General features: G+C 60.4%; 21 protein-coding genes and 1 tRNA gene. 10 read left to right on the top strand and 12 right to left on the bottom strand.

Going from position 1 to position 23,638, the window contains the following annotated elements:
* Positions 1-70: 70 nt before the first annotated feature.
* Positions 71-898, bottom strand: a complete 828-nt coding sequence (locus ACFQDI_RS24520) for a 3-keto-disaccharide hydrolase (RefSeq protein WP_377172018.1) — start codon at positions 896-898, stop codon at positions 71-73.
* Positions 899-1,010: 112 nt separating this feature from the next.
* On the opposite strand from ACFQDI_RS24520, the gene ACFQDI_RS24515 reads away from it, so the two are divergent.
* Positions 1,011-1,087, top strand: a tRNA-Met gene (locus ACFQDI_RS24515).
* 559 nt (positions 1,088-1,646) lie between these two features.
* Entirely contained in the window at positions 1,647-1,874 is a 228-nt protein-coding gene (locus ACFQDI_RS24510; RefSeq protein WP_377172016.1) for a hypothetical protein, read from the top strand.
* Positions 1,875-1,910: 36 nt separating this feature from the next.
* Here ACFQDI_RS24510 and ACFQDI_RS24505 read toward each other — a convergent pair whose 3' ends face one another.
* The 8 genes from ACFQDI_RS24505 to ACFQDI_RS24470 all read right to left on the bottom strand — a co-directional run bounded on the left by ACFQDI_RS24505 (position 1,911) and on the right by ACFQDI_RS24470 (position 10,752).
* On the bottom strand, positions 1,911-3,809 hold the full coding sequence (locus ACFQDI_RS24505; protein ID WP_377172014.1) for a serine aminopeptidase domain-containing protein: 1,899 nt from the start codon (positions 3,807-3,809) through the stop codon (positions 1,911-1,913).
* Positions 3,810-3,817: 8 nt separating this feature from the next.
* On the bottom strand, positions 3,818-6,301 hold the full coding sequence (locus ACFQDI_RS24500; RefSeq protein ID WP_377172012.1) for a glycoside hydrolase family 2 protein: 2,484 nt from the start codon (positions 6,299-6,301) through the stop codon (positions 3,818-3,820).
* 6 nt (positions 6,302-6,307) lie between these two features.
* Positions 6,308-7,285, bottom strand: coding sequence for a DUF1839 family protein (locus ACFQDI_RS24495; RefSeq protein WP_377172010.1), 978 nt, complete (start codon positions 7,283-7,285; stop codon positions 6,308-6,310).
* Positions 7,282-8,217, bottom strand: a complete 936-nt coding sequence (locus ACFQDI_RS24490; protein ID WP_377172008.1) for an amino acid--[acyl-carrier-protein] ligase — start codon at positions 8,215-8,217, stop codon at positions 7,282-7,284. The genes ACFQDI_RS24495 and ACFQDI_RS24490 overlap by 4 nt, the downstream gene beginning before the upstream one ends.
* 2 nt (positions 8,218-8,219) lie before the next feature.
* The gene (locus tag ACFQDI_RS24485) at positions 8,220-9,401 is read right to left on the bottom strand and encodes an acyl-CoA dehydrogenase family protein (protein ID WP_377172006.1); all 1,182 of its coding nucleotides are present in this window, start codon (positions 9,399-9,401) and stop codon (positions 8,220-8,222) included.
* A 71-nt stretch (positions 9,402-9,472) separates the two neighbouring features.
* The gene (locus ACFQDI_RS24480; RefSeq protein ID WP_377172004.1) at positions 9,473-9,727 is read right to left on the bottom strand and encodes an acyl carrier protein; all 255 of its coding nucleotides are present in this window, start codon (positions 9,725-9,727) and stop codon (positions 9,473-9,475) included.
* 146 nt (positions 9,728-9,873) lie between these two features.
* Positions 9,874-10,245 carry a cupin domain-containing protein gene (locus tag ACFQDI_RS24475; RefSeq protein WP_377172002.1) on the bottom strand — a complete coding sequence of 124 codons (372 nt, stop codon included), beginning with the start codon at positions 10,243-10,245 and terminating at the stop codon, positions 9,874-9,876.
* Positions 10,246-10,266: 21 nt separating this feature from the next.
* Positions 10,267-10,752 carry a phage regulatory CII family protein gene (locus ACFQDI_RS24470; protein WP_377172000.1) on the bottom strand — a complete coding sequence of 162 codons (486 nt, stop codon included), beginning with the start codon at positions 10,750-10,752 and terminating at the stop codon, positions 10,267-10,269.
* 128 nt (positions 10,753-10,880) lie between these two features.
* Here ACFQDI_RS24470 and ACFQDI_RS24465 point away from each other — a divergent pair, with 128 nt between their 5' ends.
* Together ACFQDI_RS24465 and ACFQDI_RS24460 are read left to right on the top strand one after the other, a co-directional pair.
* Positions 10,881-11,660: a hypothetical protein gene (locus ACFQDI_RS24465; RefSeq protein ID WP_377171998.1), complete on the top strand. Its 780-nt coding sequence runs from the start codon at positions 10,881-10,883 to the stop codon at positions 11,658-11,660.
* Positions 11,661-11,789: 129 nt separating this feature from the next.
* Positions 11,790-12,428 carry a DedA family protein gene (locus tag ACFQDI_RS24460; protein WP_377171996.1) on the top strand — a complete coding sequence of 213 codons (639 nt, stop codon included), beginning with the start codon at positions 11,790-11,792 and terminating at the stop codon, positions 12,426-12,428.
* Between the two features lie 6 nt (positions 12,429-12,434).
* Here ACFQDI_RS24460 and ACFQDI_RS24455 read toward each other — a convergent pair whose 3' ends face one another.
* Complete coding sequence (locus ACFQDI_RS24455; protein WP_377171994.1) at positions 12,435-12,932, bottom strand: hypothetical protein; 498 nt, start codon at positions 12,930-12,932, stop codon at positions 12,435-12,437.
* A gap of 14 nt (positions 12,933-12,946) precedes the next feature.
* Between ACFQDI_RS24455 and upp the strand changes: the two genes are divergently transcribed.
* On the top strand, positions 12,947-13,633 hold the full coding sequence (gene upp / locus ACFQDI_RS24450; protein WP_377171992.1) for a uracil phosphoribosyltransferase: 687 nt from the start codon (positions 12,947-12,949) through the stop codon (positions 13,631-13,633).
* A 55-nt stretch (positions 13,634-13,688) separates the two neighbouring features.
* Positions 13,689-14,615 carry a metallophosphoesterase family protein gene (locus tag ACFQDI_RS24445; RefSeq protein ID WP_377171990.1) on the top strand — a complete coding sequence of 309 codons (927 nt, stop codon included), beginning with the start codon at positions 13,689-13,691 and terminating at the stop codon, positions 14,613-14,615.
* 31 nt (positions 14,616-14,646) lie between these two features.
* On the opposite strand, the gene ACFQDI_RS24440 is transcribed toward ACFQDI_RS24445, so the two are convergent.
* On the bottom strand, positions 14,647-15,009 hold the full coding sequence (locus tag ACFQDI_RS24440; protein WP_377171988.1) for a hypothetical protein: 363 nt from the start codon (positions 15,007-15,009) through the stop codon (positions 14,647-14,649).
* A 55-nt stretch (positions 15,010-15,064) separates the two neighbouring features.
* Positions 15,065-15,307, bottom strand: a complete 243-nt coding sequence (locus tag ACFQDI_RS24435; protein ID WP_184344133.1) for a DNA-binding protein — start codon at positions 15,305-15,307, stop codon at positions 15,065-15,067.
* 332 nt (positions 15,308-15,639) lie between these two features.
* Between ACFQDI_RS24435 and ACFQDI_RS24430 the strand changes: the two genes are divergently transcribed.
* From ACFQDI_RS24430 to ACFQDI_RS24415, 4 genes are read left to right on the top strand one after another with little or no spacing between them, the layout of a single operon-like run.
* Entirely contained in the window at positions 15,640-16,302 is a 663-nt protein-coding gene (locus ACFQDI_RS24430; protein ID WP_377171986.1) for a hypothetical protein, read from the top strand.
* A 29-nt stretch (positions 16,303-16,331) separates the two neighbouring features.
* Positions 16,332-18,449 carry a flotillin family protein gene (locus tag ACFQDI_RS24425; protein WP_377171984.1) on the top strand — a complete coding sequence of 706 codons (2,118 nt, stop codon included), beginning with the start codon at positions 16,332-16,334 and terminating at the stop codon, positions 18,447-18,449.
* Positions 18,450-18,453: 4 nt separating this feature from the next.
* A complete protein-coding gene (locus tag ACFQDI_RS24420) occupies positions 18,454-18,636 on the top strand; it encodes a hypothetical protein (RefSeq protein ID WP_377171982.1) in 183 nt (60 codons plus the stop codon).
* Positions 18,629-23,599 (top strand): DNA repair ATPase, encoded by a 4,971-nt coding sequence (locus tag ACFQDI_RS24415; protein WP_377171980.1) that lies wholly within the window; start codon positions 18,629-18,631, stop codon positions 23,597-23,599. The genes ACFQDI_RS24420 and ACFQDI_RS24415 overlap by 8 nt, the downstream gene beginning before the upstream one ends.
* The last annotated feature ends 39 nt before the right edge of the window (positions 23,600-23,638 follow it).

Raw genomic sequence — 23,638 nt, 5'->3', positions numbered from 1 at the left:
AAAAAAACAAAAAGGCCGGAGGAAAAACCTCCGGCCTTGTGAGTCGAGTGGAGTGCCACCTCTGACGGCCTCAGAGCGGCCGGATCCAGATGTTACGGATGCGCACTGGAGGGTCGTTTTTGTGATCCTGGATGCGGATCGGCGCCTTTTCGGGGAACTCGCCGCTGTAGTCCGTGATGTTCTTGTGCTTGGTAGGCCCCATGATTTTCGTGTGGTTCTGCACACAGATGCCATTCACAAACGTCGTGATGTAAGCAGGCTCCACCACCTTGCCGTTTTCCAGCTTGGGCGCGGTGAAGACAATGTCATAAACCTGCCACTGACCGGCCGGGCGCACCGCATTCACCAGGGGCGGCGTCTGCCCGTAAACACTGCCCGTCATGCCGTCGGCGTAGGTCGGGTTGTTGTCACAGTCCAGCATTTGAGATTCATAGCGATCCATGAAAAACACCCCGGCGTTGCCCTTTTTCTGTGAATTGCCCTTCGTATTGGGCTCGCTCATCCACTCCAGGTGCAGCTGGCAGCTGGCAAATTCCTGCTTGGTCCAGCAGTCACCGCCGGAGATCATCATCACACCGCTGTCGATCTGCCATGGGCAGGGAATCAGCTTGCCGGTTTCCTTGCCCTTGGCGTCCTTCTCCTTCGCCTGCAGGGCATCCGAGTTGGTGCCATCGAAAATCACGATCGCATCTGAGGGCGCACCGCCTGGCTTTTCACTCGGTGCCACGGCAGCCGGCCGTGGACGGTCAATGTCGTGCACCTTCCATTGGGTGCCAGGAATGACCGGGGTGTCAGAGTAACCGATGGGCGAAGGCTTGTCTGCGGCAGGCTGTTTGTCTGCGGCAGAGGCGGCGAAGCCCGCGAGTGCGAGCAGAAGGGTGATGGCAGTGTTTTTCATGCGGGAAGCAGCAAACGAGAAGGCGCAGGCGATGTTGCAGGTCAAGATGCGAAGTATTGGAAAAACAGGTTGCCAATCTTCCAAGACAGCCGATTCTAGCTGCCCATCAAATCGCGGGATGGAGCAGCCCGGTAGCTCGTCAGGCTCATAACCTGAAGGTCGTAGGTTCAAATCCTACTCCCGCAACCAATTTCAAAAAAGCCTGCAGCTGAAAAAGTTGCAGGCTTTTTTGTGTCCCTCTCACGCTTGCTTGCATGAGCGCAGTGCACTAAAGATCTGGCGCTGGTTGGCCGCGCCAGCAATCACCCTTACTGCCGTGATCCGCTTCTTTTACCCCGTTGCACTTTTGTGCCTGACCGCGTTTGGCTTGGCGTCTTGTGAGGGGCCAAAGAGGGCTCCTTCGAAAAGCAGGCCTCGCACGGCGGCAAATACGCCTCCTTCAGCCACAAACCCCGTGCAGCCCCCAGCGGCCGCCCCCGCCCTGCCAGGGAATTTGGAATCACAACCAGCGACGGCGGGAGCCCCCATCGCCGCTGAAGGTGTGGCACCCGCCGCAACAGGCACGCCGCCTGCAGGTGCACCAGCAGCTGCCGCAAACGCTCCAAAGGAAGATCCTCGCGCTGCGTCACGTGATGCCTTTTGGAACCTGGCTGCGCAGCGCTACAAACCGCCAGCCTCGGGAAGCGTGGCCGCAGATACCGGACTGCAGCAAGCGGGGCTGACGACAGCCCAGCCCCCCTCTCCTGCCATGTCGGCCACATCCGCAGCTACGGAGCCCGCCCTGAACGCAGCGCATGCAAAGGATCTGAATCCGGCAGACATTCCATACGCCACCTGGGCCCCCGGCAAGCGTGGTGTCGTGAAGAGCCCCTTCGATCCCAGCGGACGTCTCATCGACGTGCGGGACTTCAATGCGGGCCAGCTTTCACAATGCCCCTACACAGGCAAGGTCTTCCGCGTTCCGCCCTTGAAGTAAAGCAGGTGAGAAAAGCCGCCGTGCCACCACTTCCGGTCACAGCTTCATCTTTGCAGCTGGCACTGCGCATTCATCCTGCCTCTCGTGTTCCTGGATGAGACTGGCGCCAAAACGTTTCTGAAGGTAATCCGCCAGAGAGAGATAAAAGGTCTGGCGCGACTCAGCGGTGGAGAAAGTGTGATCCGCCTGGTGGATGAAGCGGCACTGCAGCCTGCCCTGCTTCATGAGCTGGCGTGCCTTGCGGCGTGCCTGATACATCATCAGGAAATAACCCGGATCATTGTCCGAGACAAACATGGCCAGTGTGCGCCCGGCCGTCACCACACGCTGCAGATCTCCGGACAGATCCTGTCTGGCCGGATGCGCGCAGCCTTTTTCCTGCAGCACTGGCTGAGGAGGTTTCAGACTCGTCCGCACCTTCCTGCCCAGCTTCTGAATCAAAGGCTTCGCGTGGCCGGCAAACCGTTTGATGGATCCCCTGAAACCTGTGCGTGTTTTTCCCGTCAGCAGCATCTTCCAGTGGCTCCATTTGAAAATGGCTATGGCATAATCCCGCCAGGCCACGAGCTGGTCCATGCTGGTATCATTGATGGTCATCCCCTCTTTCCAAAAGAAGACGAGGGGATTGATCAGGATGCTTTCCATGATGGTGCAGTCGGGCAGCTGCACGGCAGACTGAAAAGCCACATAGGCACCGGAGCAGAGCCCCATCAAAACCACGGGCCTGCCGGGCTTCTTCTCATGCAGGTAGTCGCATGCGAGGCCCACGTCCCGGAAGGCGGTCGCAGCATAGGCGTCATTTTCCTTCCCAGGATCCTCGGCCACGCTGTCACCGATGCCATTGATGTCGATGCGGAGGCTGGGATAACCCATCTGCGCGAGCTGGCGCGCCAGCGTCACATGCAGCCGTCCGGGGCCGATCCGGTAAGCCGCACCCGCATTGAGAATCAAAATCCACGGCAGCGACGTCTCGCCCCCGGCAGGCTCTGACATGATGCCGAACAAATCCGGTGCCCTGCTGATGTGATGAAGGCTCTCATCCGCCAATGCGGAGCCTCCGGTCTGCATGGCATTTTGCAGCAGCGATGCATGGATGGGACTGGCCGCCCGCATCGGCGGCGCTTTGGCCTTGAGCCACCCGGCAATTTCCTCAAGCGCCTCATGCGGGACGACCGTGTCATGAGGTTCCGCCATCATTTCATTGTAGCCGCCCGGAGTGATGGCTTCCACAGGCACGCCATGTTTGGCCAGGTGGTCCAGCAGCCCGCCATCGCCCGAACTTGTGGCGATCAGAACATGCCGGCAACGCGGCACGCAGGCAAGCAGGTCAATCTCGGCAAGATCAGCAGCCAGCTCGCGGGTGTAAACAAAGCCCATGGCTTCAATGTCGCCCCCGTTGCCTGCCGCAGCCATTTGCGCCGTCTGCGCCAGGGCGGCGAGTTCACGCACGTAGCGCCGCCCTTTCACCACGGGGTGCCACAGCACCAGGCTCTCCACTTCATGCTGGGCAGCATGCAGGGCCGCGAGCGCCGCCCCCAGGCGCAGGCCCACAAGACTGATCTTCCCGCACCCGGCCACACCACGCAGCCATTCGGCTGCATCAGTCACGTTCGCCTGCCAGGTGGCCAGCCGTTGCGGATCTTCCACCACGCCGTCCGAATCTCCGGTGCCGTGGTAATCGGGACGCATCACGGTAAAGCCCTGTGCCGCCAGCTTGTCCGCCAGATGTCTCAGCGCGCGGTGGGAATGTACCTGCTCATGCCCCAGCGGAGGACAGATCAGCACACCGTGGTCGCCGCCACCCGGAGCACGGTGCAGCCACGCGAACAACGGCCGCCCGCTGCTCTTGAAGTAAAAAGCTGTTTTTTCGATCCGGTCCACCGGTGCCATCTCCCCAGATGCACACGGGCACGGATCATCGGCGTGGGAAATCATGGGAGGTTTCAAGGGGTGGGGCAGCTCAGTTCCACAGAAACCTCGCCCATCAAATTCAGGGCTTCAACATAAGCCCTGAACGAGCAACCACCGGAACTTGGCCTGAAAACCACGGATTTTGCCCGGTCGGGAACGAGGTGGAAATAGTTGTCCTCAGGCAGAAAGCCCTTGGCCGAAAGACGCACGCCATGCAGGAGGCGCTCGCTTTGCAGCGTGACCCGATAACAGCCGTCTCCCTGCGGCTCAGCCACAGCTTTCAGCATCCCGGGGGCAAACGGCTGCGCCTCAGGGTCCCGCGCACGTGTGAAATGAAAGGCCTCGCTGATCACTTCACGGGCCGCGTTCAGCCAGGTGGCGACCACCACGTGATGGGTCTGCGGCCCGAAGCGGTATGCGTAGCTGACATCATGAAAAGACCCCAGGATCTCATCAACACTGCACGTCTGCTGCGACTGCGGGCCCAGCTTCAGCGCAAACTCATGCCGGGCCACGCTGACATTGGGCTCACGCAGGAGCTGCACCTCAATGAAGCCGTCCACGGACTCCGCAGTTTCGTTGCTGAGATGCACATGCAGGCCATCGAGACCTTCGTCTGTGAGCGTCAGCTGCCTCGTACGCCACATGCGCCTGAGCTGGTAGTAGGCCGCTTTCGGAACACCCGTGCTGTCCAGGATGCCCCAGCCCGCAGCCGGCCACAGATCCTTGTAAAACCACACCAAAGCACCGGCATTGCGACTGTGCCCGCTGCGCCATTCGGCAAAGGTACGCGCCATCATCTCGCCTGAGGCCACGCGGCTGAGCTCCAGATAACGCGGCATGTCAAACGAGCGCAGCATCACCGGGTCAACACTGAAAAGCTCCTTTAGATAATGATCCCGGACGTCTTCAAAATCCCAGCCTGCACCGGTGTCACGAGGCACACGCTGCTTCCAGCGCGGGTGGTGCATCACTGGCACCAGCCCGCCCATGATCTCGTCGATGGCATCAGGCTCCGGGATGTTTGCAAAGCCCAGGCACTCGGTGGTGAACTTCACATCCGCCTGCCGCAGTTCATGCAGGGAACGGAGATAGGCACCGATGCCGTAATAATGGGTGACTCCGGTCCGCGTATGAAACGGCAGCACACCGCCGCTCGGCGATGATGGCACATAAGCCGTGCCCGGATGGTGCTGGCCGCACAGCGCCGGCAGCTGCTCGCCAAACCAGCGGTTGCGCCAGAGCTCACGCGGCATTCCGAGCATCGCTGCCTGCTGCTCGATCTCGCTGCTGCCGCAATAGACCGCCACGCAGGGGTGCTGCGCCAGCCGGTCAAGCTGCTGCCTTGACTCGGCCGTGATGTTTTCAGCGAACGCAGCGTCCTCGACGGGGTAGTCCATGTTGGCAAACATGAAGTCCTGCCAGACCAGGATGCCCAGCTCATCGCAGAGGCGGTAGAACTCATCACTCTCATAGTTCATCGTGCCGCCGATGCGCAGCATGTTCATGCCCGCATCACGTGCCAGGGTGAGATCATGCCTCAAAGACTCCCCTGCACTGCCAGGATTGAAAATGTCATTCGTCGTCCAGCACACACCACGGCAATAAATGCGCTGCCCGTTCACGTGCAGCGCAAAGCCGGGCTCATGGCTCACCTCGATGCGACGGAAGCCCACCGGCTCCAGAGGGAACTCATGGGTTCCGCCGTCAGTCTCGACAATGACTGCCGCGGCATGCAGCGTCTGAGCACCATTCGTGTGCGGCCACCACAGCGCGGGCTTCGGCACTCGCAGCTCACCGTGAAGCGAATCATCCAGGATCTTCAGTTCAGCCTGATGCCCGCCCATTTGGAAACGGGCAGAGACAACCTTCCGCGCCGACGACACACGCGCGTGAAAACATACGACACCATCATCGCAATCGAGCACGGCAGTCCGCTGCACGTCGCTGAGCAGCACCGCAGAGCGTTCCAGCCTCACCTCACGCCATGGGCCGATGGCAGGCACCGGCGGAGACCAGCCGGGGATGCGCCCCAGCAGGCCGGTGCGAAGCCAGCGAAGCTGCTGGTTGTTCACAAGATTGGTCTTCCAACGCGGACGCGGACGCCGCTTTTTTAAATCAGCGGCGACCGAGCGGAAGCATATCGCCAGCTCGTTCTCCGACCGCAGCTTCTGCGAGACATTCACCCGGTGGCTGCGGTACATGTTGTCCGTGCTCAGGATGCGCTCACCGTTGAGCCATACCTCTGCCAGTGTGGCCAGTCCGTCGAAGCACAGCACGCAGGGTTCGCCGACTGAGACAGGCGCCACCGTCAGGGTCGTGCGGTACCACCAGTCCTGCGCATCGATTTCGGGCGGGCTTTGGTGGTTCCATTTTCCACTCGCACACAGAGCACCGGCCACAGTGCCCGGCACCTGCGCTGCAAACCACTCACCTTTCACCGACACTGGTTCAGCGCAGGCTCCGGGAGCCTGCGAGCAGCATGTCCACGAGGCGAAGTGCACGGAGTCGGTCATGGCGTGTCAGGCGGGAAACGCACTCTTAAGCTGCTGCATCGCCAGAGTCCAGCGCTCCGCCATCTGATCCACCGGAGTAAAATCGATCGGCTTTTTGCGCGCCATGGCACGTGCCAGCTGGAACTGCAGTGCTTTGGCACTCGCAGACAGCCCCAGCACACTCTCGATGGCTGTGTCCAGCCCCGCGACTCCCTGGCCCTGCAGCCACTTCAAGTAAGTCCCCGCCAGTTCATAGCAGGAACCAAACTGGCGCAGCGTGGCAAACGAGTACTGGTGGAAGGTGGTGATCGGTTCGTTGATGAGCCACTGCATGTCCGCCTCAAATCGCGCGCGGAATTTCACAAAAGGATTTTCCACCGGAAGGCGCTGGAGCTGGCGCTTCAGCAATACGAGTGACGCATCCAGAAGCGCCTCACCTTGCAGCGGCTGGGCGGCTGCGTTCTTCACAATCTCGCAGTAGGGTGGCAGGATGGCTGGATTTTTTTCGCCGCGCAGGTGGAAGATGTTCACGAAATCATCTCCCTCCAGATGGTAGTAACCCTGCGCATGGAAGTAGCCCAGACGCTGCCGCTCCATGTCGATCTCCGCAATGGCCACCGTCGTTTTCACATGCTCAAGCTGGTAGGCGCTGCCGGCGGTGTCAGGCAGGTAAAATGAATCCAGCTCCACGAGCAGCGGCCTTCCGAGTGAGAGCTGCTCCTCAATATGGGCTGTCAGCGGCCGGTAGATGGCCAGCTCCTGCACATCCAGCGCGTAGAGGTCATACAGATCCGCCAGCTGGTATTTGAAAAACGTCCACTGATCCCCTTCGAAGTCGATGCCCAAGGTGAATGGCAGGGCCGCTATCGGCTCCAGGCCGCGGGCGTGCAGCACCTCGATCCAAACATCCACGTAGCAGTTTGTCTCCGCCCACTCGCGCTCCTGCGTGTGCAGGCGATGCCGGACGTAAGTCTGTGGGTCAAGCGCTGGAAACGGCCGGCTCATAGTTCCAAGGCGTTCTTCACCTCATACGGCCAGGAGTCCGGATCAAAGCCATGATGCTTGAACAGCGCCAGCGTGATGCGCTCCAGGCCGAAGCCGATGCATGCCGAATGCGCAGCCTCGCCATTGGGCAGCTTGATGTCGAAGGCCTTGCCGAAGTAGTCCATATGGCAGTTGGTCGAGGCGATGGCGGTCGGCTTCTCGGCTGTGGCCACGGCGAAGGTGAACTCGTGCTTCAAGTCCTGCTCCTTTTGGGATGCAGCCATCACACGGCCACCGCGACCGAAGAAGGGATCGTTGGCCAGCACAATCTCCACAGCGAGCCCCACTTCCGCCAGAATGTCGCGTCCAAGCTCAATCCACTGACGGCGATGGTCCAGCGCCTGTTCGGCACTGCCGAGGCGCACAAACTCGCGCTGGCGGAAAATCTGGAGGCGGCATGGGTCGATCGAAGGCTCATGCCTGAACACCTGTGACAGCAGGTCCACCGTCCTTCCGGCGCTGGTCAGGGTGCCAGTGGCCGTGGGGTACAAGGGGTAGCAGCATGCAGGCGTCAGCATCAGCTGGCTGGGAGCCAGATCCTGGGTCCATTCCTCGCCGCTTTCACGCTTGGAGAGCATGCCCATGTGTTCACGGTCACGCCCCATGAAGCTGTGAACGGAGCCCATCAAATCGGGAAAGTTTTCGATGTGGCTGGTCTTGAGGTAGTGCTCGCGACTGAGCACGCCAGGCAGGCGCATGACATCCGCCTGGATGTGAGCGGCGCGACGCGTGACCAGGCGGTCAAAAGCCTGCAGCACTCCTTCAAAAACGCCATTGTAGCCATAGACGCCGCGCACGCCGAGCGGCACCAGAAGCCCCGCCTGGGTCACTTCATCGAGGAAGGCCTGATAGGCTTCGGTCAGGGGAAGAGTGTTGGTTGAGCTACAAATCATAATCAGCCTTCCTTGTGGACCATCAGCATCGTGGCATTGAGTTTCAAAATGCGGTCATTGTTCACCATCAGCGCCGCGCCGTACGCATCCCGCAGATGACGGGCGATGCTGAACTTGGAGTCGTTGCGGTAGCCTGAGATGCCGCAGATCAGCATGGCACGTCCCACGATGTCCACGAACTGCTGCGAGCTGGACAGCTTCAGGTTGTTGGTGCGGATGGAGAAGCCGAATTCTTCAAACACTCCTGGGCAGTCTCGGCTGCGCAGTTCGTCATACTCCCTGGCCATGGACGCCACATTGTGCCGCATCACCTGCAGCACCTGGTCCACCTCGCCGAGGCGGATGGCTGAGATGGGGGTTTCGCCGGGTGTCTTGCGTGCTTCGGCACGCACAAAGGCGCGCGCCTGGTTCACCGCGTCCATCGCGATGCCCGCCCACAGCGCCCCCCACACGATGTGGGAGTAAGGATGCATCGTCTGGCCCAGAATCTCATTGAACGGCTGCGGAATGATCTGCTCCGCACTGCCAGATGCCGTCAGCTCAAAGCCCGAACTGCACGTGCCCCGAAAGCCCATCGTGTCCCAGGTCGAGATTGGCACTGCCTTGTATTCCCCTTTGCGCACCATGACATGCAGCTGCTCGTTCGCCGGAGCGTTCGGGGCGCTGCGGCAGGTGACCAGGATCTCGTCCGCGAATTCGCCATAAGAAATCACAGGCGCCTTCTTGGTGAGGGTGAACTGATCCCCCGTGACTTCCACCGCACAAATGCTGGAGCGCAGGTCGCCTCCCGTACCGATCTCCGTCGTCGCCGAGGCCATGAGCCGCTGCTCATCCGCCAGCTGCCGCAGGTAATCGCGGAAGAACTCGGAGTTCTGGGCATGATGAACCACACACGCCACCTGAATTTTATGCATCGCATAAATCATGGCCGACGAGCCGCAGTACTGGCCCAGCGTTTCGCAGATCTTCGCCACCTGCACCAGGTTCAAGCCCATGCCGCCATATTCTTCGGGCACATACGCACTCAGCAGGCGTGCCTCGCGCATGGCATTGATCGACTCGGCAGGAAAACGCGCTTTTTGGTCCACATCTGCCGCATGGGCTCTGAGGACAGATTTGCCCAGCGCATGCACCTCCTTCAAAAGTTGGTCAAAATCCACTTCGGTGCTGCAAAGAGTGCTCACAGGATGGGGCGGGGGTTCAGGCTGCTAGGGTCTTGAGTTTGTCGCTCGGAGTGCTCTCGCTGGCACCAGGACTAGGCGGCGAGCTTCGTGATCGCTTCCGCGATGGATTCGATGCTCTTGAAAGTGCGCCGGCCGATCAGATTGTCTGGAAACTCCACATTGAACTTGTCTTCCAGAGCCAGCATCACAGCGACCGTCGCCAAAGATGTCAGACCGGCATTGTAAAGGTCATCACCCTCAGCAAGGTTCTCCACAGGGAAACGACCATGCTGTGCAAGGACTGCACGGATCTCGGGCACCAAGGTGCTACTTACGTTCTCGCTCATAAAGTTAAGGGGACTGAATCTATACAGTTAATAATAAACATAATAAATGTTTATTGGTCCAATGGATTTTATAAAGACCTGAAGCTTTTGCTAAAAAGTGGCATAAAAACCTCAGGGAGAAAGATTCAATCCACCCCCACCCGGAGTTACAGGGCCACTTCGCCAACTTCAAAATAGTCGTCATCAGCAATGTCTGGGATGCCTATGACAAGCACACGCATTTTGCCACGTGCCCCATGTACGACACTAGGCGGAATATGGAGCATGGAGCCTTTGGTCACAGGCTGTTCGACACCATCCAGCAGGACCACGCCTTCGCCATCGAGCACATAATAGAGCTCAGTGGAGCGCCGGTGGTAGTGGAGCTTCGCACCATCAATGTCCACCGCATGTGCCCAGGCCGCCGGGGACAGGCCCTCATCTTCACGGCTGATCAAACGGTCCCGCCAGCCACAGGTGCTGCGTTCACGCGGCGTGTGGCCTTCATGACGGATCAGCAGCGGACCGGTGGTGGCCATGGCGTCCAACAATCAGGTTGGTTATTTGTGCCCCTGGTGCGTTTTGATCTCATCTGCGAGGTGGGCAAAGTCCCCCTTCTCACACAGGCGGACGAAACCTTCCGTGAAACGTTTCAGCTCATCCCACACTCCGCGAATGTGGTCCGCCTCGTCCTTGTTGATGCGGTTGTCAGACGCCGCCTTGCTGATGGCGGTGAGGAGATCTGCAAACTGCTGGACGATCTCCTGTGTGGCGGGCATCAGCTCCATGCCGCGCGGCCCGCCCGTGGTGGGATTTTGCACAAAGACCCCGTTTGCCTTGTGGCAGAGCCACTGGATGAGCTGGGGGTCCTTCGTGATTTCGTAGAGCTGACGCACGCGGTCGAGCGGGTTGGAGGTGCCGCTGCCCTGCTGCTCGTCAGGCTGAGACCACTTGTAGGCCAGTGAAAGGGAGACGCCCATCTGCGCCGCCACCTCCTTGAAGCTGGTTTGCTCGACGGCCTTGCTGATCACTTCATGGGAGTCCATGCCTGACTTGTTTCAGAAAGTGAACCATTTGGCAAGCAGCATCCTTGCCGTTCTGTCACGGTAAATGTCACACGGCAGCAGTCTTTGCGCTTGTAGAAGAAAACTCCACACGCCTATTCTGCACCCTCATGAAAATCTCAACCCTCCTCCTCGCGGCCCTGGCTTGCATGCTGGCGTCCTGCATCGAAATCAAGTCCACCGTGATCGTCAGCAAAGACGGCACAGCCACCATCGAGGAGAGCGTCCTCATGAGCGCCCAGCTGGCGGCGATGATGCAGGGCGGCCAGGGAGACCAGCTCAAAGGACTCGTCATGGACAAGGCGAAGGCCGAGGAACGTGCGAAGAAGCTCGGCGAAGGCGTCACCGTCAAATCCCATGAGGAAGTGAAAACTCCCGATGGCAAAAGCGGTGTAAAAGTGGTCTTTGCCGTCGCCGATCTGTCCAAGCTGAAATATGTCCCCTTTGAGCCTGAGCAGGAAGGCAAGCCATCCACCACCCAGCCGATGACCTTCGCGCTGAGCGGCTCCACCCTCTCCATCACCAATCCTGACGCCGACAAAAAGAAGGGCGGTGGCGGCGAGGCCAAGCCCAAAAAGAGCCCGGATGAAATGGCCATGATGAAATCCCAGATGGCAATGATGAAGCCCATGTTTGCCGGCATGCGCGTGGCGGTGGCCGTCAAGGGCGCCAACGGCATCTCAAGCTCCAACGCCACTCACCTGAACGACGGCACCATCAGCTACATGGACATCCAGTTCGACAAGATCATGGACAACGCCGACGTCTTCGCCGGCTTCATGGAGTCGGCCGACGTCGGACTGAGCCCTGAAGAAGTCGCGGAAAAATTCAAGAATGTGGACGGCCTCCAGATTGAAGGGAAAAAGGTGGTCACTGCCGAGCTGAAGTAAGACTCCTCAAGATTACCAGATTCATTCCAGCAGAGCCGGGGCGCCAAGCCCCGGCTTTTTTGTGAGCCTGCCAGAATCGGCATGAGTTTTCGTTTGCCGCTCCGCTCTGATTCCGGAGATTCCTCAGCCATGATAGATTTCGTCCTTCACATCGACAAGCACCTGGAAATTTTTGCGAGGGATCATGGTCCGCTGATTTACGCGCTGCTCTTCGCGATCATCTTTTGCGAAACAGGGCTGGTGATCATGCCCTTCCTGCCGGGGGATTCCCTTCTCTTTGCTGTGGGCGCCCTTTCCGCTCAGGGTCTGATCCGCATTGAGCTCATCATCCCGCTGCTCATGTGTGCCGCCATCATCGGTGACAACCTCAATTATTGGATCGGCCGCAAGGCGGGCGGTTGGATCGTCAACCAGCGCTGGTTCAAGCGCGACTATCTGGCCAAAACGGAGGCTTTCTTCGTCAAACACGGCGGCAAGGCCATCATCCTCGCCCGCTTCGTCCCCATCGTGCGCACCTTCGCCCCCTTCACCGCCGGTTTTGGCCGCATGGACTACCGCCGCTTCCTCTGCTACAGTCTCGGCGGCGGCCTCATATGGGTGCTTAGCTTCAGCATCGCCGGCTACTTCCTTGGCAGCATCCCGATCATCAAGAACAACCTCAAGCTGGTCTTCGTTCTCATCATCGTCGTCTCAGTGCTGCCTATCGTCTTTGAGGTGCTCAAGCACCGTGCCGAGGCAAAGCGGGCCCAGGCGGAGAAGGAGGGGTGAGTCCGGCTACGGCCCCGGCACGCGCGCGCCAGTGCTCGGATTGATGTAATACCCCGCCGCGCCGCCCACTCCCGGCACGTACACCGGCCTTGTCGGCATCCTGCCGGGATGGCGCATGTTGGGATTGTACCCGGGAACCATCATGCCGGGATACACCGGCATGTTTCCGATGGTCTGATAGCTCTGCACACCGCCAGAGGCATTGATGACGGTGCTGGAACTGCTGCTGCCAAAAGGCCCTGACACGTTCTGCTGATACATGAACTGATTCCCCCCCGGCATTGCCGTGGGTCCTGAGCCCGGGGCATACCCGCCGCGCGGTATGGGAGCACCGCTACTGCCCGCCATGCTGGCGATGCCAGGACCGATGGTGCCCTTGCCCGGCTGCGGTGCCTCCCGGTTGGCAGACGGATAATAATAGCTCGAACCGTCTCCCCTGGGTGCGCTGTCACATGCGCCCAGGACTAGTGCGAGCACCACAGGCACACAGTAGCTTGTTTTCATGTCTCCACCCTATCATGAACGTCACCGCAGTGGTGGAAAACTTTGCCAGCACAGGCAAACGCGGCAGAGTGTCCGGCATGCAGCCCGTCGTCGTCGTTCAGCATCCCCTCGCGCAGTGCCATCTTGCTGCCATTCGTGCTGCAGATACGCCATCGCACGAGTTTCGGCGGCACCTCAACCATCTCGCGCGCCTGCTGTTTTTCGAAGCCTCCCGTGAGCTGCCCATGCGAGAAATCAGCGTGCAGACACCCCTCAAGCAAACCCAGGGGGCGCAGCTGGCACGCCCGCTGGTCTTTGCGCCCATCCTGCGCGCAGGCCTGGGCATGCTGGATGGCATTCTGCCCCTCGCGCCAGAGGCAGTCGTCGCCCATGTGGGCATCCGGAGAAATGAGGAAACCGCCCTGCCGCAGGCCTACTATGCAAACCTGCCGGCCAGCCTCTCCGCTGCGGATGTCTTCCTGCTCGACCCCATGCTCGCCACCGGCGGCAGTGCCTGCGAGGCTGCACGGCAGCTCAAGGAGGCAGGAGCCGTGCGCATCACCATGATCTGCGTCGTCAGCTGCCCGGAAGGGCTGGCGGCGATGAAGCTCGCCCACCCGGATGTGGCCATCATCACCGCTGCCGTCGATGCCGGCCTCAATGACAGGTGCTACATCGTCCCCGGCCTCGGCGATGCGGGAGACCGCTACTTCGGCACCTGAACTTTGCCTTCGCTCGTCCGCACGATCCGGCCTTTGACCAGCGTTTCACTCTCCCATGCCAATCACCCTGCCCCCACTCTCCCGCCGCAGCTTTCTGCAGCGCAGCTCCGCCGCCGCTTTGGGCTCGCTTGCCACTCAGCTTTCCGCCCTGGAGATCCCTGAACAGATTTGGGTGCTTTTTTCCGACCCCCACATCGCCGAGGACGAAGCCCTCGTGGCGCGCGGCGCCTGCATGGCGGAAAATCTGCGCCGCTGCGCCAACCAGGTGCTCAAGATAGGCCAAAAGCCCTTTGGCCTCATCGTCAACGGCGACTGCGCCTACCTCGAAGGCAAAACGGAGGACTACGTCACCTTCACCCACTGCATCCAGGCGCTGCGGGAGCAGTCCATCCAGATTCACTGCACCCTGGGCAACCACGACCACCGCAACAACTTCCTCAACGCCATCATCGGCCCCCCGCCGCCCAATGCCGAACGCCCGATGAACGTGCCGGACAAGCATGTGGCCACCGTGACCAGCGCCCAGGTAAACTGGGTGCTCCTGGACTCGCTCAATCTCGTGAACAAAACCCCCGGCCTGCTCGGAGAGCAGCAGCTCGTGTGGATTGAGCGCGAGCTGCGCAACGCACCCAACAAGCCCACTTTCATCGTGGCGCATCACAATCCCATGCAGCCAAGCATGGACGAAAAAGGCAAAGGCAGCTGCCTGCAAGACAGCGATGCCCTCTTCGACCTCCTGGCAGCCTACCCCAAAGTGCAGGGGTACATTTACGGCCACACCCACACCTGGCTGAAAACAAAGCACGAAAAGACCGGCCTCCCGCTCATCAATCTGCCCCCTGTGGCCTACACATTCGACCCCAAGCGCCCGAATGGCTGGGTCATCGTCCGCATCAACTCAGAGCGTGCCGAATTCGAACTCCGCGCCCTCAACCCCGCTCACGATGAGCACGGGCAGAAGCATGTGATCCGTTTCACATGAGCACAAAGCCCCGTGCTCAGTCCTCTGAGCCCTACTGCACGGTCACCACGAACCGGTCTTCCCCGTCATCAATGCGGATTTGATGTCCGTCGATCTCGACCTTGGGCTGGTACGGAACCTTCTCCTGAAATACCGATGACTTCCGGTAGAGAGTGACATGCTGCCCCGGGCGCACGAGTTCCACTTTCCACTGTGTCAGTTCCAAAAACCCAAGGCCATCATGTTCAACAAACGCGATTCCCTGCACCTGCTGGCCGGCCACTGTTCCCTGAAAAAAGGTGCCTAGCTCGGAATAATGGTGACTGCTCCGCAGGACATGCCATCCGATCAGGATGGCTGATGCAAAAGCACCTGTGAGAAAGCTCACAATCCATCGAGGATGTTTTCCGGTCATGTCCGGTAGAAATGGACTTTAACAGACCGAATGCTCGCCCTGAGGGAGGCCAGCTTCACTCGTCCACGCCTGCGGCGTCCAGGGTGCGCATCATCGCATCCATGAACTCCTGCGCTGCATCGATGGGCAGAATGATCGTGTCACGGCGGCCGCGCACGTCCTCGGTGATCTTGATGAATTTGCCGCGGTCATTTTCCTTGAGATCCAGGAAGAAAATCTTCCGATCCGTGACGATTTTCTCGGAATGCAGCGGCGGATTAGGCGGACGCCGTTCGTCTTCAAATTCTGTGTTCCTCATGCCATTGACCTCCACTGACTGACAATTCGCTGTGCTGTTGTTCGGGATGAATTCGAGGCCGATTCTAGGAGTACTGCCGGTGTTGTCAATCCTTCTCACGGTTCATAATCAATCCTCAAGGCTGAAGTCTGCCCATCTGTTTCTCCATCCTTATTCTGCTGGACCTTTCATATCCCTTCCATCGGGGCAGACGACTCAGTATTTTGTTTACGCCTTTGACAGGAGCCCCCCGTCCTCACTAAAAGCATTGAAGACGATCTTCAAAATTGTAATCGCCCTGCATCAGGTCAGTTGCTTATATCGCGCATCACTCTTCCTCCAGCTCTCCCAACGTGATCGAACTCTTCCAGGCCGCCATCCTGCCTCACCAGTTGTTGCTCTCGCTGCTTCTGGCGCTAGTCATTTGCTACTGGCTGCTGGTCCTGATGGGCGCGCTCGATTTCGAGGCGGATCTGCCAGATGATATCGGCCTGGATGCAGACGCGCCTTCCGGAGCTGACTCCTCCCACGGACACGGACTGAACACAGGCGGGGCATGGCTGGCCACAGGCCGCTTTTTTGGTTTTTCGCAGGTGCCTCTGGTCGTCTGGCTCAGCTTCCTGGTCCTCTTCATGTGGCTGGGCTCCCTGGCGCTGAACGAATGGTACAATCAGGCTGGCAGTGTGCAGCAGGCCGCCTTGCTTCTGCTCCCCAATCTGCTCGGCAGCCTCATCCTGACCAAGATCGTCACCCTCCCCGTCGCAAAGCTCTTCAAAGCCATGGGAGATGCCGACTCTGAAGCCGAGGAGGTCATGGGGCGCGTCGGCGTTGTGGTTTCCACGGAGGCAGACGCCAGCTACGGCCAGCTTGAGATCACCACGGCCAATGTCCCGCTGCTGATCAACGTCCGCACCCGGCCCGATGCGGCACCGCTGAAACGCGGCACCCCAGCCAAGGTCATTGCCGCCGGTCCTGACCATCTTTTTTACCTGATCGAATCCGCTCCTCAGACCTAACCCACCGACTCCACAACCAGCCCTTTCCTATGACCTCATCCCCACACCTCGCCGTGCTGCTCGAAGGCAGCCTCCTCGTCGGAGTCATCATCATCGGCATTTTCCTTGGCATTCTGATCCTCTTCTCGCGGTTCTTCCGCAAAGTGCAGCAGGGTCAGGCCATCGTACGCAACGGCATCGGCGGCACCAAGGTGTCCTTCAACGGCATGATCGTCATCCCCGTGGCGCATCAGGCCGAGTACATGGACATCTCCGTGAAGCGCATCGAGATCGAGCGCAAAGCCCAGGAGGGCCTCATCTGCAAAGACAACCTGCGCGCCGACATCAAGGTCGCCTTCTTCGTCCGCGTGAACAAAACGCCTGAGGACGTGCTGCGCGTGGCCCAGAGCATCGGCTGCGCCCGTGCGAGCACTGTGGACACCATCCGCGTGCTGTTTGACGCCAAGTTTTCCGAAGCGCTGAAAACCGTGGGCAAGCGCTTCGACTTCGTGCAGCTCTACAATGAGCGCGACCACTTCAAGAGCGAGATCCTCAAGGTCATCGGCACCGACCTCAACGGCTTCACCCTGGACGACTGCGCCATCGATTTCCTGGAGCAGACTCAGCTTGAGAATCTCGACCCCGACAACATCCTCGACGCCGAGGGCATCAAGAAAATCACCGAGCTCACCGCCGCCCAGGCCAAGCTCTCCAACAACATCCAGCGCGACAAGGAGAAGGTCATCAAGCAGCAGGACGTGCAGGCCCGCGAGGCCATCCTGGAGCTGGAGCGCCAGCTCGCCGAAACCGAATCCAAGCAGAAGCGAGACGTGGAGAGCGTTCGCGCCCGCGAAACCGCCGAGATGATGAAGGTGCAGGAGGAGGAGCGCCTGAAGGCCGAGCGTGCCAAGATCAGCGCCGACGAGGAGATCGCCATCGCCACACAGAACAAGGAGCGGCAGGTCCTCGTGGCCCAGCGCAACAAGGAGCGCACCGACGCCGTCGAAGTCGAGCGCGTCACACGTGACCGCAATCTCGAAATCATCGACCGCGAGCGCATCACCACGCTCAAGTCCATCGAGAAGGACAAGGCCGTGGAAGTGGAGAAGAAGAACATCCAGGAAGTCATCAAGGACCGCGTGGCCCTGGAAAAGACCGTCGTCGTCGAGCAGCAGAAAATGAAGGACACCGAAGCCTTCGCCACCGCCGACCGCGAGAAGCAGGTCGCGCTCACCAACGCCGAGAAAAACGCCCAGGAGCAGCTCATCCAGAAGATCAAGGAAGCCGAGGCCGCCAAACAGGCCGCGCAGCTTGCCGCAGAGCAGGCCGCCTTCACCGCCATCAAGGCTGCCGAAGCCGCCAAACAGGCTGCGGAGCTGCACGCTCAGGAATTGCTCACCCTTGCCGAGGCCCGTCAGGAGTCTGCAGCCAAGGAGGCCGCTGCCGAGAAGGCCCTCGCCGAAGGCAGGACTGCCTCTTCCGCCGCCATTGGTCTCGGCGAAGCCCAGGTGCTGCTCGCCAAGGCCGAGGCTTCGCAGAAGCAGGGCACTGCGGACGCCGAGGTCACACAGCGCAAGGGTGCTGCGGAAGCCGAAGTCACGCAGCTCAAACTTGCGGCGGAAGCCGATGGCATCACCAAGAAGGCCCAGGCCATGAAGCTCCTCGAAAACGCCGGACGCGAACACGAGGAGTTCAAGCTCACGCTCGACAAGGAAAAAGCCATCGAGCTTGCCCAGATCAACATCCAGAAGGACATCGCCGCCGCCCAGGCCAATGTGCTTGGCGAGGCCATGAAGTCCGCCAAGATCGAGATCATCGGCGGCGAAAGCCAGTTCTTCGACAAGATCACCACCGCCATCGGCAACGCACGCGCCATCGACCGCATGGTGGAAGGCAGCCGCACGCTGAAGGACGTGAAGGAAACCTTCTTCACCGGCGATCCCGACTACTTCAAATCCCAGCTCAAGAACATCATCGACCAGTTCGGTCTCACCTCCGAAGACACGAAGAATCTGACGCTCAGCGCCCTCTTCTCCAAGCTCATCGGCCTCAATCCCGACGCCGCCACCTTGAACAAACTCACCGGCATGGTCGGCGCCGCCTCCCGCTTCGGGCTTACGGAGCAGACTGTGAGCAGCCTGCTCGCAGCGAAGGCGGCGAAGAAGTAAGCTGATGAACCCTGCGGCTCCAGCAGTGCAACGCACCTTGGTGAATTCAGGCAAGTCCGTTTGGACGCTGCTGGTGATCGGCATGACAGTGGTCGATGTCTGCTCTGGCCCAAACTGGTTTGGCATTCTCGCACTTCTGCATGCCGCATTATTTCTCAAATTGATCTGGATGGATACACATGGCTGATCCGGCACCATCTCCCCCACCCTCCCCGCAGCTCGAAGCCGGTGCTTATGAGGTCATTCGTCAGCGCCTGAACAAGCACGGTGCGGAATTGCAGCGGCGGCTGGATCTGCTGAACACCGATCGCAAGTCCGAGTTCGGCGGCATCGAGACGGCGCTGCTGGCCACCACACGGCTCACCACGGAGAACAACTGCGTGCCGCGCGACCTTGCCGCCATCGGGCCGCATCGTTTCCTGTTTGGCTACAATGTGCACCTCGGCCTGCGCAGCACCATGCGCATCGAGGACGTGTTTGCGGTGTATGATTTCCACCCGGACGACCACAGCTTTCATCCCAACAAGGACAGCCTGCTGGGCGACCCCCAGTTTGTGGAGGACTTCGCCTACCTCTACAACTACTACAAGCACGCCTCCTTCCTGAAGTTTCACCGCATCGGGCCGCATCTCTACCTGGGCTTTCAGGTGGGCCAGCGCGCCACAGAGGTCAAGACCTTCAAGTGGCTGGTGGATGACGACAAGGGCACGCTCAAGTACCTCGGCAACCGCAGCGACCACGAGTTCATCTTCCCGCCCGCGCAGGAGTTTGAATGGAAGCGCGCCACGCGGGACATGTACATCCACGGCAACCACCCGCACATCAGCATTGAGGACCGCGTCTTCGTCGAGACCATCGGCGGCGACCTCACGGTGAAGGTGGAAAACAACACCGACTCCGGACGCGGCATCTACAACGAGCCCGTCGAAAACAGGGACCAGACGCTCGACGACGCGGAGGTCTACTACGCCATCGTCGGCAGCCTCATCCTGCTCAAGGTGCTGCCCTACCAGGAGAAGACATGGCGGCATCTCGTCTTCAATGAACGCACACGCCAGGCGCATCGCATCGACAGCATCGCAGAAAGCTGCGTCCTCCTGCCTGACGACCACGGTGTCCTCTTTCCGCACGGCTACGTACTTCAGACAGGCGAGGTGCGGCGTTTTGAGACCGGCCTGCCGCCCATGCGTTTTGAAAAGCGCATCGCCGCCGCCAATGGCGAGGACACGCTCTTTGTCTTCAGTCATCTCGAGAGCGGCTCCTACCTGCTGCTCAGCTACAACCTCATCACGCAGAGCATTGCCACGCCGCAGCCCTGCCACGGCTTCAGCCTATTCCCCAGCGGCGAGCTTGTCCTCTTCCTGGCCGATGATGAGCCACGCAAGCACCACGTCATCCAGGTCTGGCGTACACCCTTTCTTACCTCCGATGTCAGCGCCGCCAAGGCCTCGCAGACCTTCCTGAGCAAAATCGGCAACGCCGAAATCGTGCGCGCCATGGCGGAGTGCAACGGCGTGCTGACACTCCTGGCCAAGGACGACTCGTTCTCCGGCCTTTACGTCGAGCTGGCCCGCTCCTGCGGCGACATCGCCGACAGCTATTTCTGGGTGGGCAATGCGGAGGCGCACGATCTCAAGAGCACGCTCGTCGAGATCAAGAGCACGGCCGAAGCTGCGCTGGGCGAATTTGAAAAAGTCAGCCGCATGCGCAAGACGGCGGCGGACCAGACCGCCGCCCTGCAGGAGAAATCCCAGAAGGCTCTCAACGCCGCTTCCAACACGGACCCTGACGACATCCTCGGCTTTGTGGGGCTGCTCACCTCCCTGCGCGAGCTGCGCGGCCAGATCATCGCCCTGCGCGATGTGCGCTACACCGACGCCGCCGAGATCGACCGCATGGACAAGGCGGTGGCGGAGGGCGCGGACAAGCTTTCGGCCAAGTGCGTCACCTTTTTGCTCAAGACGGAGTCGCTGGACCCTTACCGCAAACAGATCACCGAGCAGCAGGCCCGCATACCTGCGCTGGCCAAGGTCACCGAAGCGCAGGAAGTCGAATCAGCGCTCGCCAAATCGAGCAGCGAACTGGAGATGCTCACCGCCATCGTCAGCGGCCTCAAGATCGAAGACGCCACCGAGACCACGCGCATCATCGAAGGCATCTCCACGCTTTTCGCTCAGCTCAACCAGGTGCGCAGCGTCCTGCGCAACCGGCGCAATGACCTCGCCAAGACCGAAGGCGCAGCACAGTTTCAGGCGCAGCTAAGCCTGCTGAGCCAAAGCGTGCTGAACTACCTCGAGGTGGCCACCACCCCGGAGAAGTGCGACGAATCACTCACCCGCGTGCTGGTGCAGATCGAGGAGATGGAGACACGCTTCTCCGACTTCGAAGATTACGCCGCAGAGCTCATCCAGAAGCGCGAGGAGGTGCAGTCTGCCTTTGAGTCCCGCCGCCAGAGCCTCAGCGATGCCCTGAACCGCCGCTGCAGCAGTCTCGGCCAGTCCGCCGAGCGCATCCTCACCAGCATCCGCAACCGCCTCGCGAATTTTGCCAAGCCCGAGGAAGTCCACGCCTGGCTGGCTGCCGACGCCATGGTGGCCAAGCTGCGCGACCTCATCGACGAACTGCGCAAACTCGGCGACAGCGTCCGTGCCGATGAACTGCAAACCCGACTCAAGACCGTCCAGCAGGACTCGCTGAAACAGATCCGCGACAAGGCGGAGATCTTCGTCAGTGGGGGCGATCTCATCCAGCTCGGCCAGCATCAGTTCAGCGTGAACAAGCAGCCGCTGGAGCTCACCATCCTCCCACGCGACAACTCGCTCGCCTTCCATCTCACCGGCACACGTTTCTTCGAGACCGTCGAAAACCCGGAGCTCACGGCGCAGCGCGGTGTGTGGGACCAGGCCGTCGTTTCGGAAAACGCAGATGTGTATCGCGCCGAATACCTCGCCTGGCAGATGCTCAAAACGGGTGCAGGCGATGACGTCTCCACCTTCATGGCCCAGCGCTACCACGAAGGCTACACCAAGGGCGTGCATGACCACGACGCCGCCCTGCTGCTGAAACCCCTGCGCGAGATGCAGCAGGCGCTCGGCCTGCTGCGCCATTCCCCTGCAGCACGCGGGTATGCGCGCTTGTTCTGGCATGCGTGGCCGGAGGATGATGCCAAGAAAGCCCTCCTGGCACGCATGCAGTCCAAAGGCAGGATGCGCGACCTCCTCGGCATCTCCCATGCCGCCCCCGATGACGATCTGATCCAGCGTGTGAGCAGCCTCCTGCCTCAAGCTTCGGCACCCGCGATTGCTGTGTGCCTGCTCGATGAGCTGCAGTCCAAATCCCCTTTCACCCGCTCCGTCGCCGCCATCGAGCTGCTGCGCAGCTTCCGCAAGGAGCTCACGGCCAAACGTGCGGCGAAGGACTTCGAGGAAACGCTGACCGCACTCACCGCGCAGCCGCTGCTGGCGTTTGAGATCGCTCTGGAATGGGTCACCGCGTTGAACCCCGCCGCTGATCGTGGAGTGCTGATTGAAACCGCTGCCATGGTCGTGACCAACGACCAGCCACCAGCCGCCATCCCCACCGAGCCCGCCGCACGCGCCACGATCACCGGACTGACCGGCACGCATGCGCGTATCGCCGAGGCCAAGCTCGATCTGGACTATCACGAATTCACCACGCGCCTGCAACGCTACGAAGCCGAAGTCGTCCCCGCATTCGAAGCCTTCCAATTGCTCAAACATCGCCTGGCCGAAACCCGCCGCCGCGAGCTCCGCCTCGATCAGTTCAAAGCCGGCGTGCTCAGCTCCTTCGTGCGCAACCGCCTCATCGATCAAGTCTATCTGCCGCTCATCGGCGCCAACCTCGCGAAACAGCTCGGTGCTGCAGGCAAAGACACCCGCACCGACCGCATGGGCATGCTCCTGCTCATCTCACCGCCCGGTTACGGCAAAACGACGCTCATGGAGTACGTGGCCAGCCGCCTCGGCATCACGCTGGTAAAGATCAACGGCCCCGCATTGGGCCACAAGGTCACATCTCTCGACCCCGCCGAGGCCGCCAACGCCAGCGCTCGTGAAGAGATCGAGAAGCTCAACCTCGCCTTTGAGATGGGGGACAATGTCATGATCTACGTCGATGACATCCAGCACACGAACCCCGAGTTTTTGCAAAAATTTATCTCCCTCTGCGATGGCACCCGCAAGATCGAAGGCGTGTTCAAAGGCGAGGCCAAAACCTATGACCTGCGCGGCCGCAAAGTCGCCGTCGTCATGGCCGGCAATCCCTACACCGAGGTCGGCGGAAAATTTCAGGTGCCCGACATGCTGGCCAACCGCGCCGACACCTACAACCTGGGAGACATCCTCGGCGGCCATCAGGAAGCCTTCAAAGACAGCTACATTGAAAACTGCCTCACCAGCAACGCCACCCTGGCCCGCATTGCTTCACGCAGTCACGCAGATGCCCTCGCCATCTTGAAGGTCGCCCAAACCGGCACCAGAGAAGGCGTGGAGTTTGAAGGCAGCTACAGCGCCGAAGAAATCAACGAAGCCGTCGCCGTCATGGAAAAGCTTCTCCACGTTCGCGAGATCATCCTGCGCGTGAACCAGGAATATGTGCGCAGCGCCGCCATGGAGGACGCCTACCGCACCGAGCCGCCTTTCAAGCTCCAGGGCAGCTACCGCAACATGAACAAGATCGCGGAGAAAATCCTCCCGCTCATGACCGATGCTGAAGTCGCCAGCCTCATCGCCGATCACTATCGCGGCGAGGCGCAGACGCTGAGTCAGGCCGCAGAATCCAACCTGCTCAAATGGCGCGAGATCAACGGCCTCTCCACTGAGGCCGATGTCATCCGCTGGACCGAAATCAAGAGCACCTTCAAGCGCAACCTGCTCACCGGAGGCGCAGGCGAAAACGATCCCATCAACCGCATCACCGGCCACATGAACGCCTTCACGCTCGGCCTGGAAAAGATCGAGCAGGCCGTAAGCAAGCCGACCTTGTCTGACACCACCATCGAGCGCCTCCAGCGCATCATCGAAGGCCTCCGCGCCGTCCCCGTAAACGTCGAAATCCGCGTTCAGCCCGTCGAAAAAGAAGCCGCTGGCGAGCCGCCTGTGGATGTGACGAGCAGCGTGGAGCAGGAATAGAGTAGCCTTGTTCCTGTGGAACAAGGAATCCCTCTCGTA

It is taken from the genome of Prosthecobacter fluviatilis (assembly GCF_042655725.1).
Lineage (GTDB): Bacteria > Verrucomicrobiota > Verrucomicrobiia > Verrucomicrobiales > Verrucomicrobiaceae > Prosthecobacter > Prosthecobacter fluviatilis.
The sequence above is the reverse complement of the archived record's forward strand: the minus strand, read 5'-3'. Positions and strand labels throughout refer to the sequence as shown.

Excerpts from the sequence above, each read along its gene's own strand:
- ACFQDI_RS24490 (WP_377172008.1), bottom strand. The coding sequence starts at position 8,217 with ATGATTTGTAGCTCAACCAACACTCTTCCCCTGACCGAAGCCTATCAG.
- upp (WP_377171992.1), top strand. The coding sequence starts at position 12,947 with ATGAACGTCACCGCAGTGGTGGAAAACTTTGCCAGCACAGGCAAACGC.
- ACFQDI_RS24440 (WP_377171988.1), bottom strand. The coding sequence starts at position 15,009 with ATGACCGGAAAACATCCTCGATGGATTGTGAGCTTTCTCACAGGTGCT.
- ACFQDI_RS24425 (WP_377171984.1), top strand. The coding sequence starts at position 16,332 with ATGACCTCATCCCCACACCTCGCCGTGCTGCTCGAAGGCAGCCTCCTC.
- ACFQDI_RS24505 (WP_377172014.1), bottom strand. The coding sequence starts at position 3,809 with ATGATTTCCCACGCCGATGATCCGTGCCCGTGTGCATCTGGGGAGATG.
- ACFQDI_RS24465 (WP_377171998.1), top strand. The coding sequence starts at position 10,881 with ATGAAAATCTCAACCCTCCTCCTCGCGGCCCTGGCTTGCATGCTGGCG.
- ACFQDI_RS24460 (WP_377171996.1), top strand. The coding sequence starts at position 11,790 with ATGATAGATTTCGTCCTTCACATCGACAAGCACCTGGAAATTTTTGCG.
- ACFQDI_RS24435 (WP_184344133.1), bottom strand. The coding sequence starts at position 15,307 with ATGAGGAACACAGAATTTGAAGACGAACGGCGTCCGCCTAATCCGCCG.
- ACFQDI_RS24495 (WP_377172010.1), bottom strand. The coding sequence starts at position 7,285 with ATGAGCCGGCCGTTTCCAGCGCTTGACCCACAGACTTACGTCCGGCAT.
- ACFQDI_RS24415 (WP_377171980.1), top strand. The coding sequence starts at position 18,629 with ATGGCTGATCCGGCACCATCTCCCCCACCCTCCCCGCAGCTCGAAGCC.
- ACFQDI_RS24470 (WP_377172000.1), bottom strand. The coding sequence starts at position 10,752 with ATGGACTCCCATGAAGTGATCAGCAAGGCCGTCGAGCAAACCAGCTTC.
- ACFQDI_RS24445 (WP_377171990.1), top strand. The coding sequence starts at position 13,689 with ATGCCAATCACCCTGCCCCCACTCTCCCGCCGCAGCTTTCTGCAGCGC.
- ACFQDI_RS24420 (WP_377171982.1), top strand. The coding sequence starts at position 18,454 with ATGAACCCTGCGGCTCCAGCAGTGCAACGCACCTTGGTGAATTCAGGC.
- ACFQDI_RS24480 (WP_377172004.1), bottom strand. The coding sequence starts at position 9,727 with ATGAGCGAGAACGTAAGTAGCACCTTGGTGCCCGAGATCCGTGCAGTC.
- ACFQDI_RS24500 (WP_377172012.1), bottom strand. The coding sequence starts at position 6,301 with ATGACCGACTCCGTGCACTTCGCCTCGTGGACATGCTGCTCGCAGGCT.
- ACFQDI_RS24510 (WP_377172016.1), top strand. The coding sequence starts at position 1,647 with ATGTCGGCCACATCCGCAGCTACGGAGCCCGCCCTGAACGCAGCGCAT.
- ACFQDI_RS24520 (WP_377172018.1), bottom strand. The coding sequence starts at position 898 with ATGAAAAACACTGCCATCACCCTTCTGCTCGCACTCGCGGGCTTCGCC.
- ACFQDI_RS24475 (WP_377172002.1), bottom strand. The coding sequence starts at position 10,245 with ATGGCCACCACCGGTCCGCTGCTGATCCGTCATGAAGGCCACACGCCG.
- ACFQDI_RS24455 (WP_377171994.1), bottom strand. The coding sequence starts at position 12,932 with ATGAAAACAAGCTACTGTGTGCCTGTGGTGCTCGCACTAGTCCTGGGC.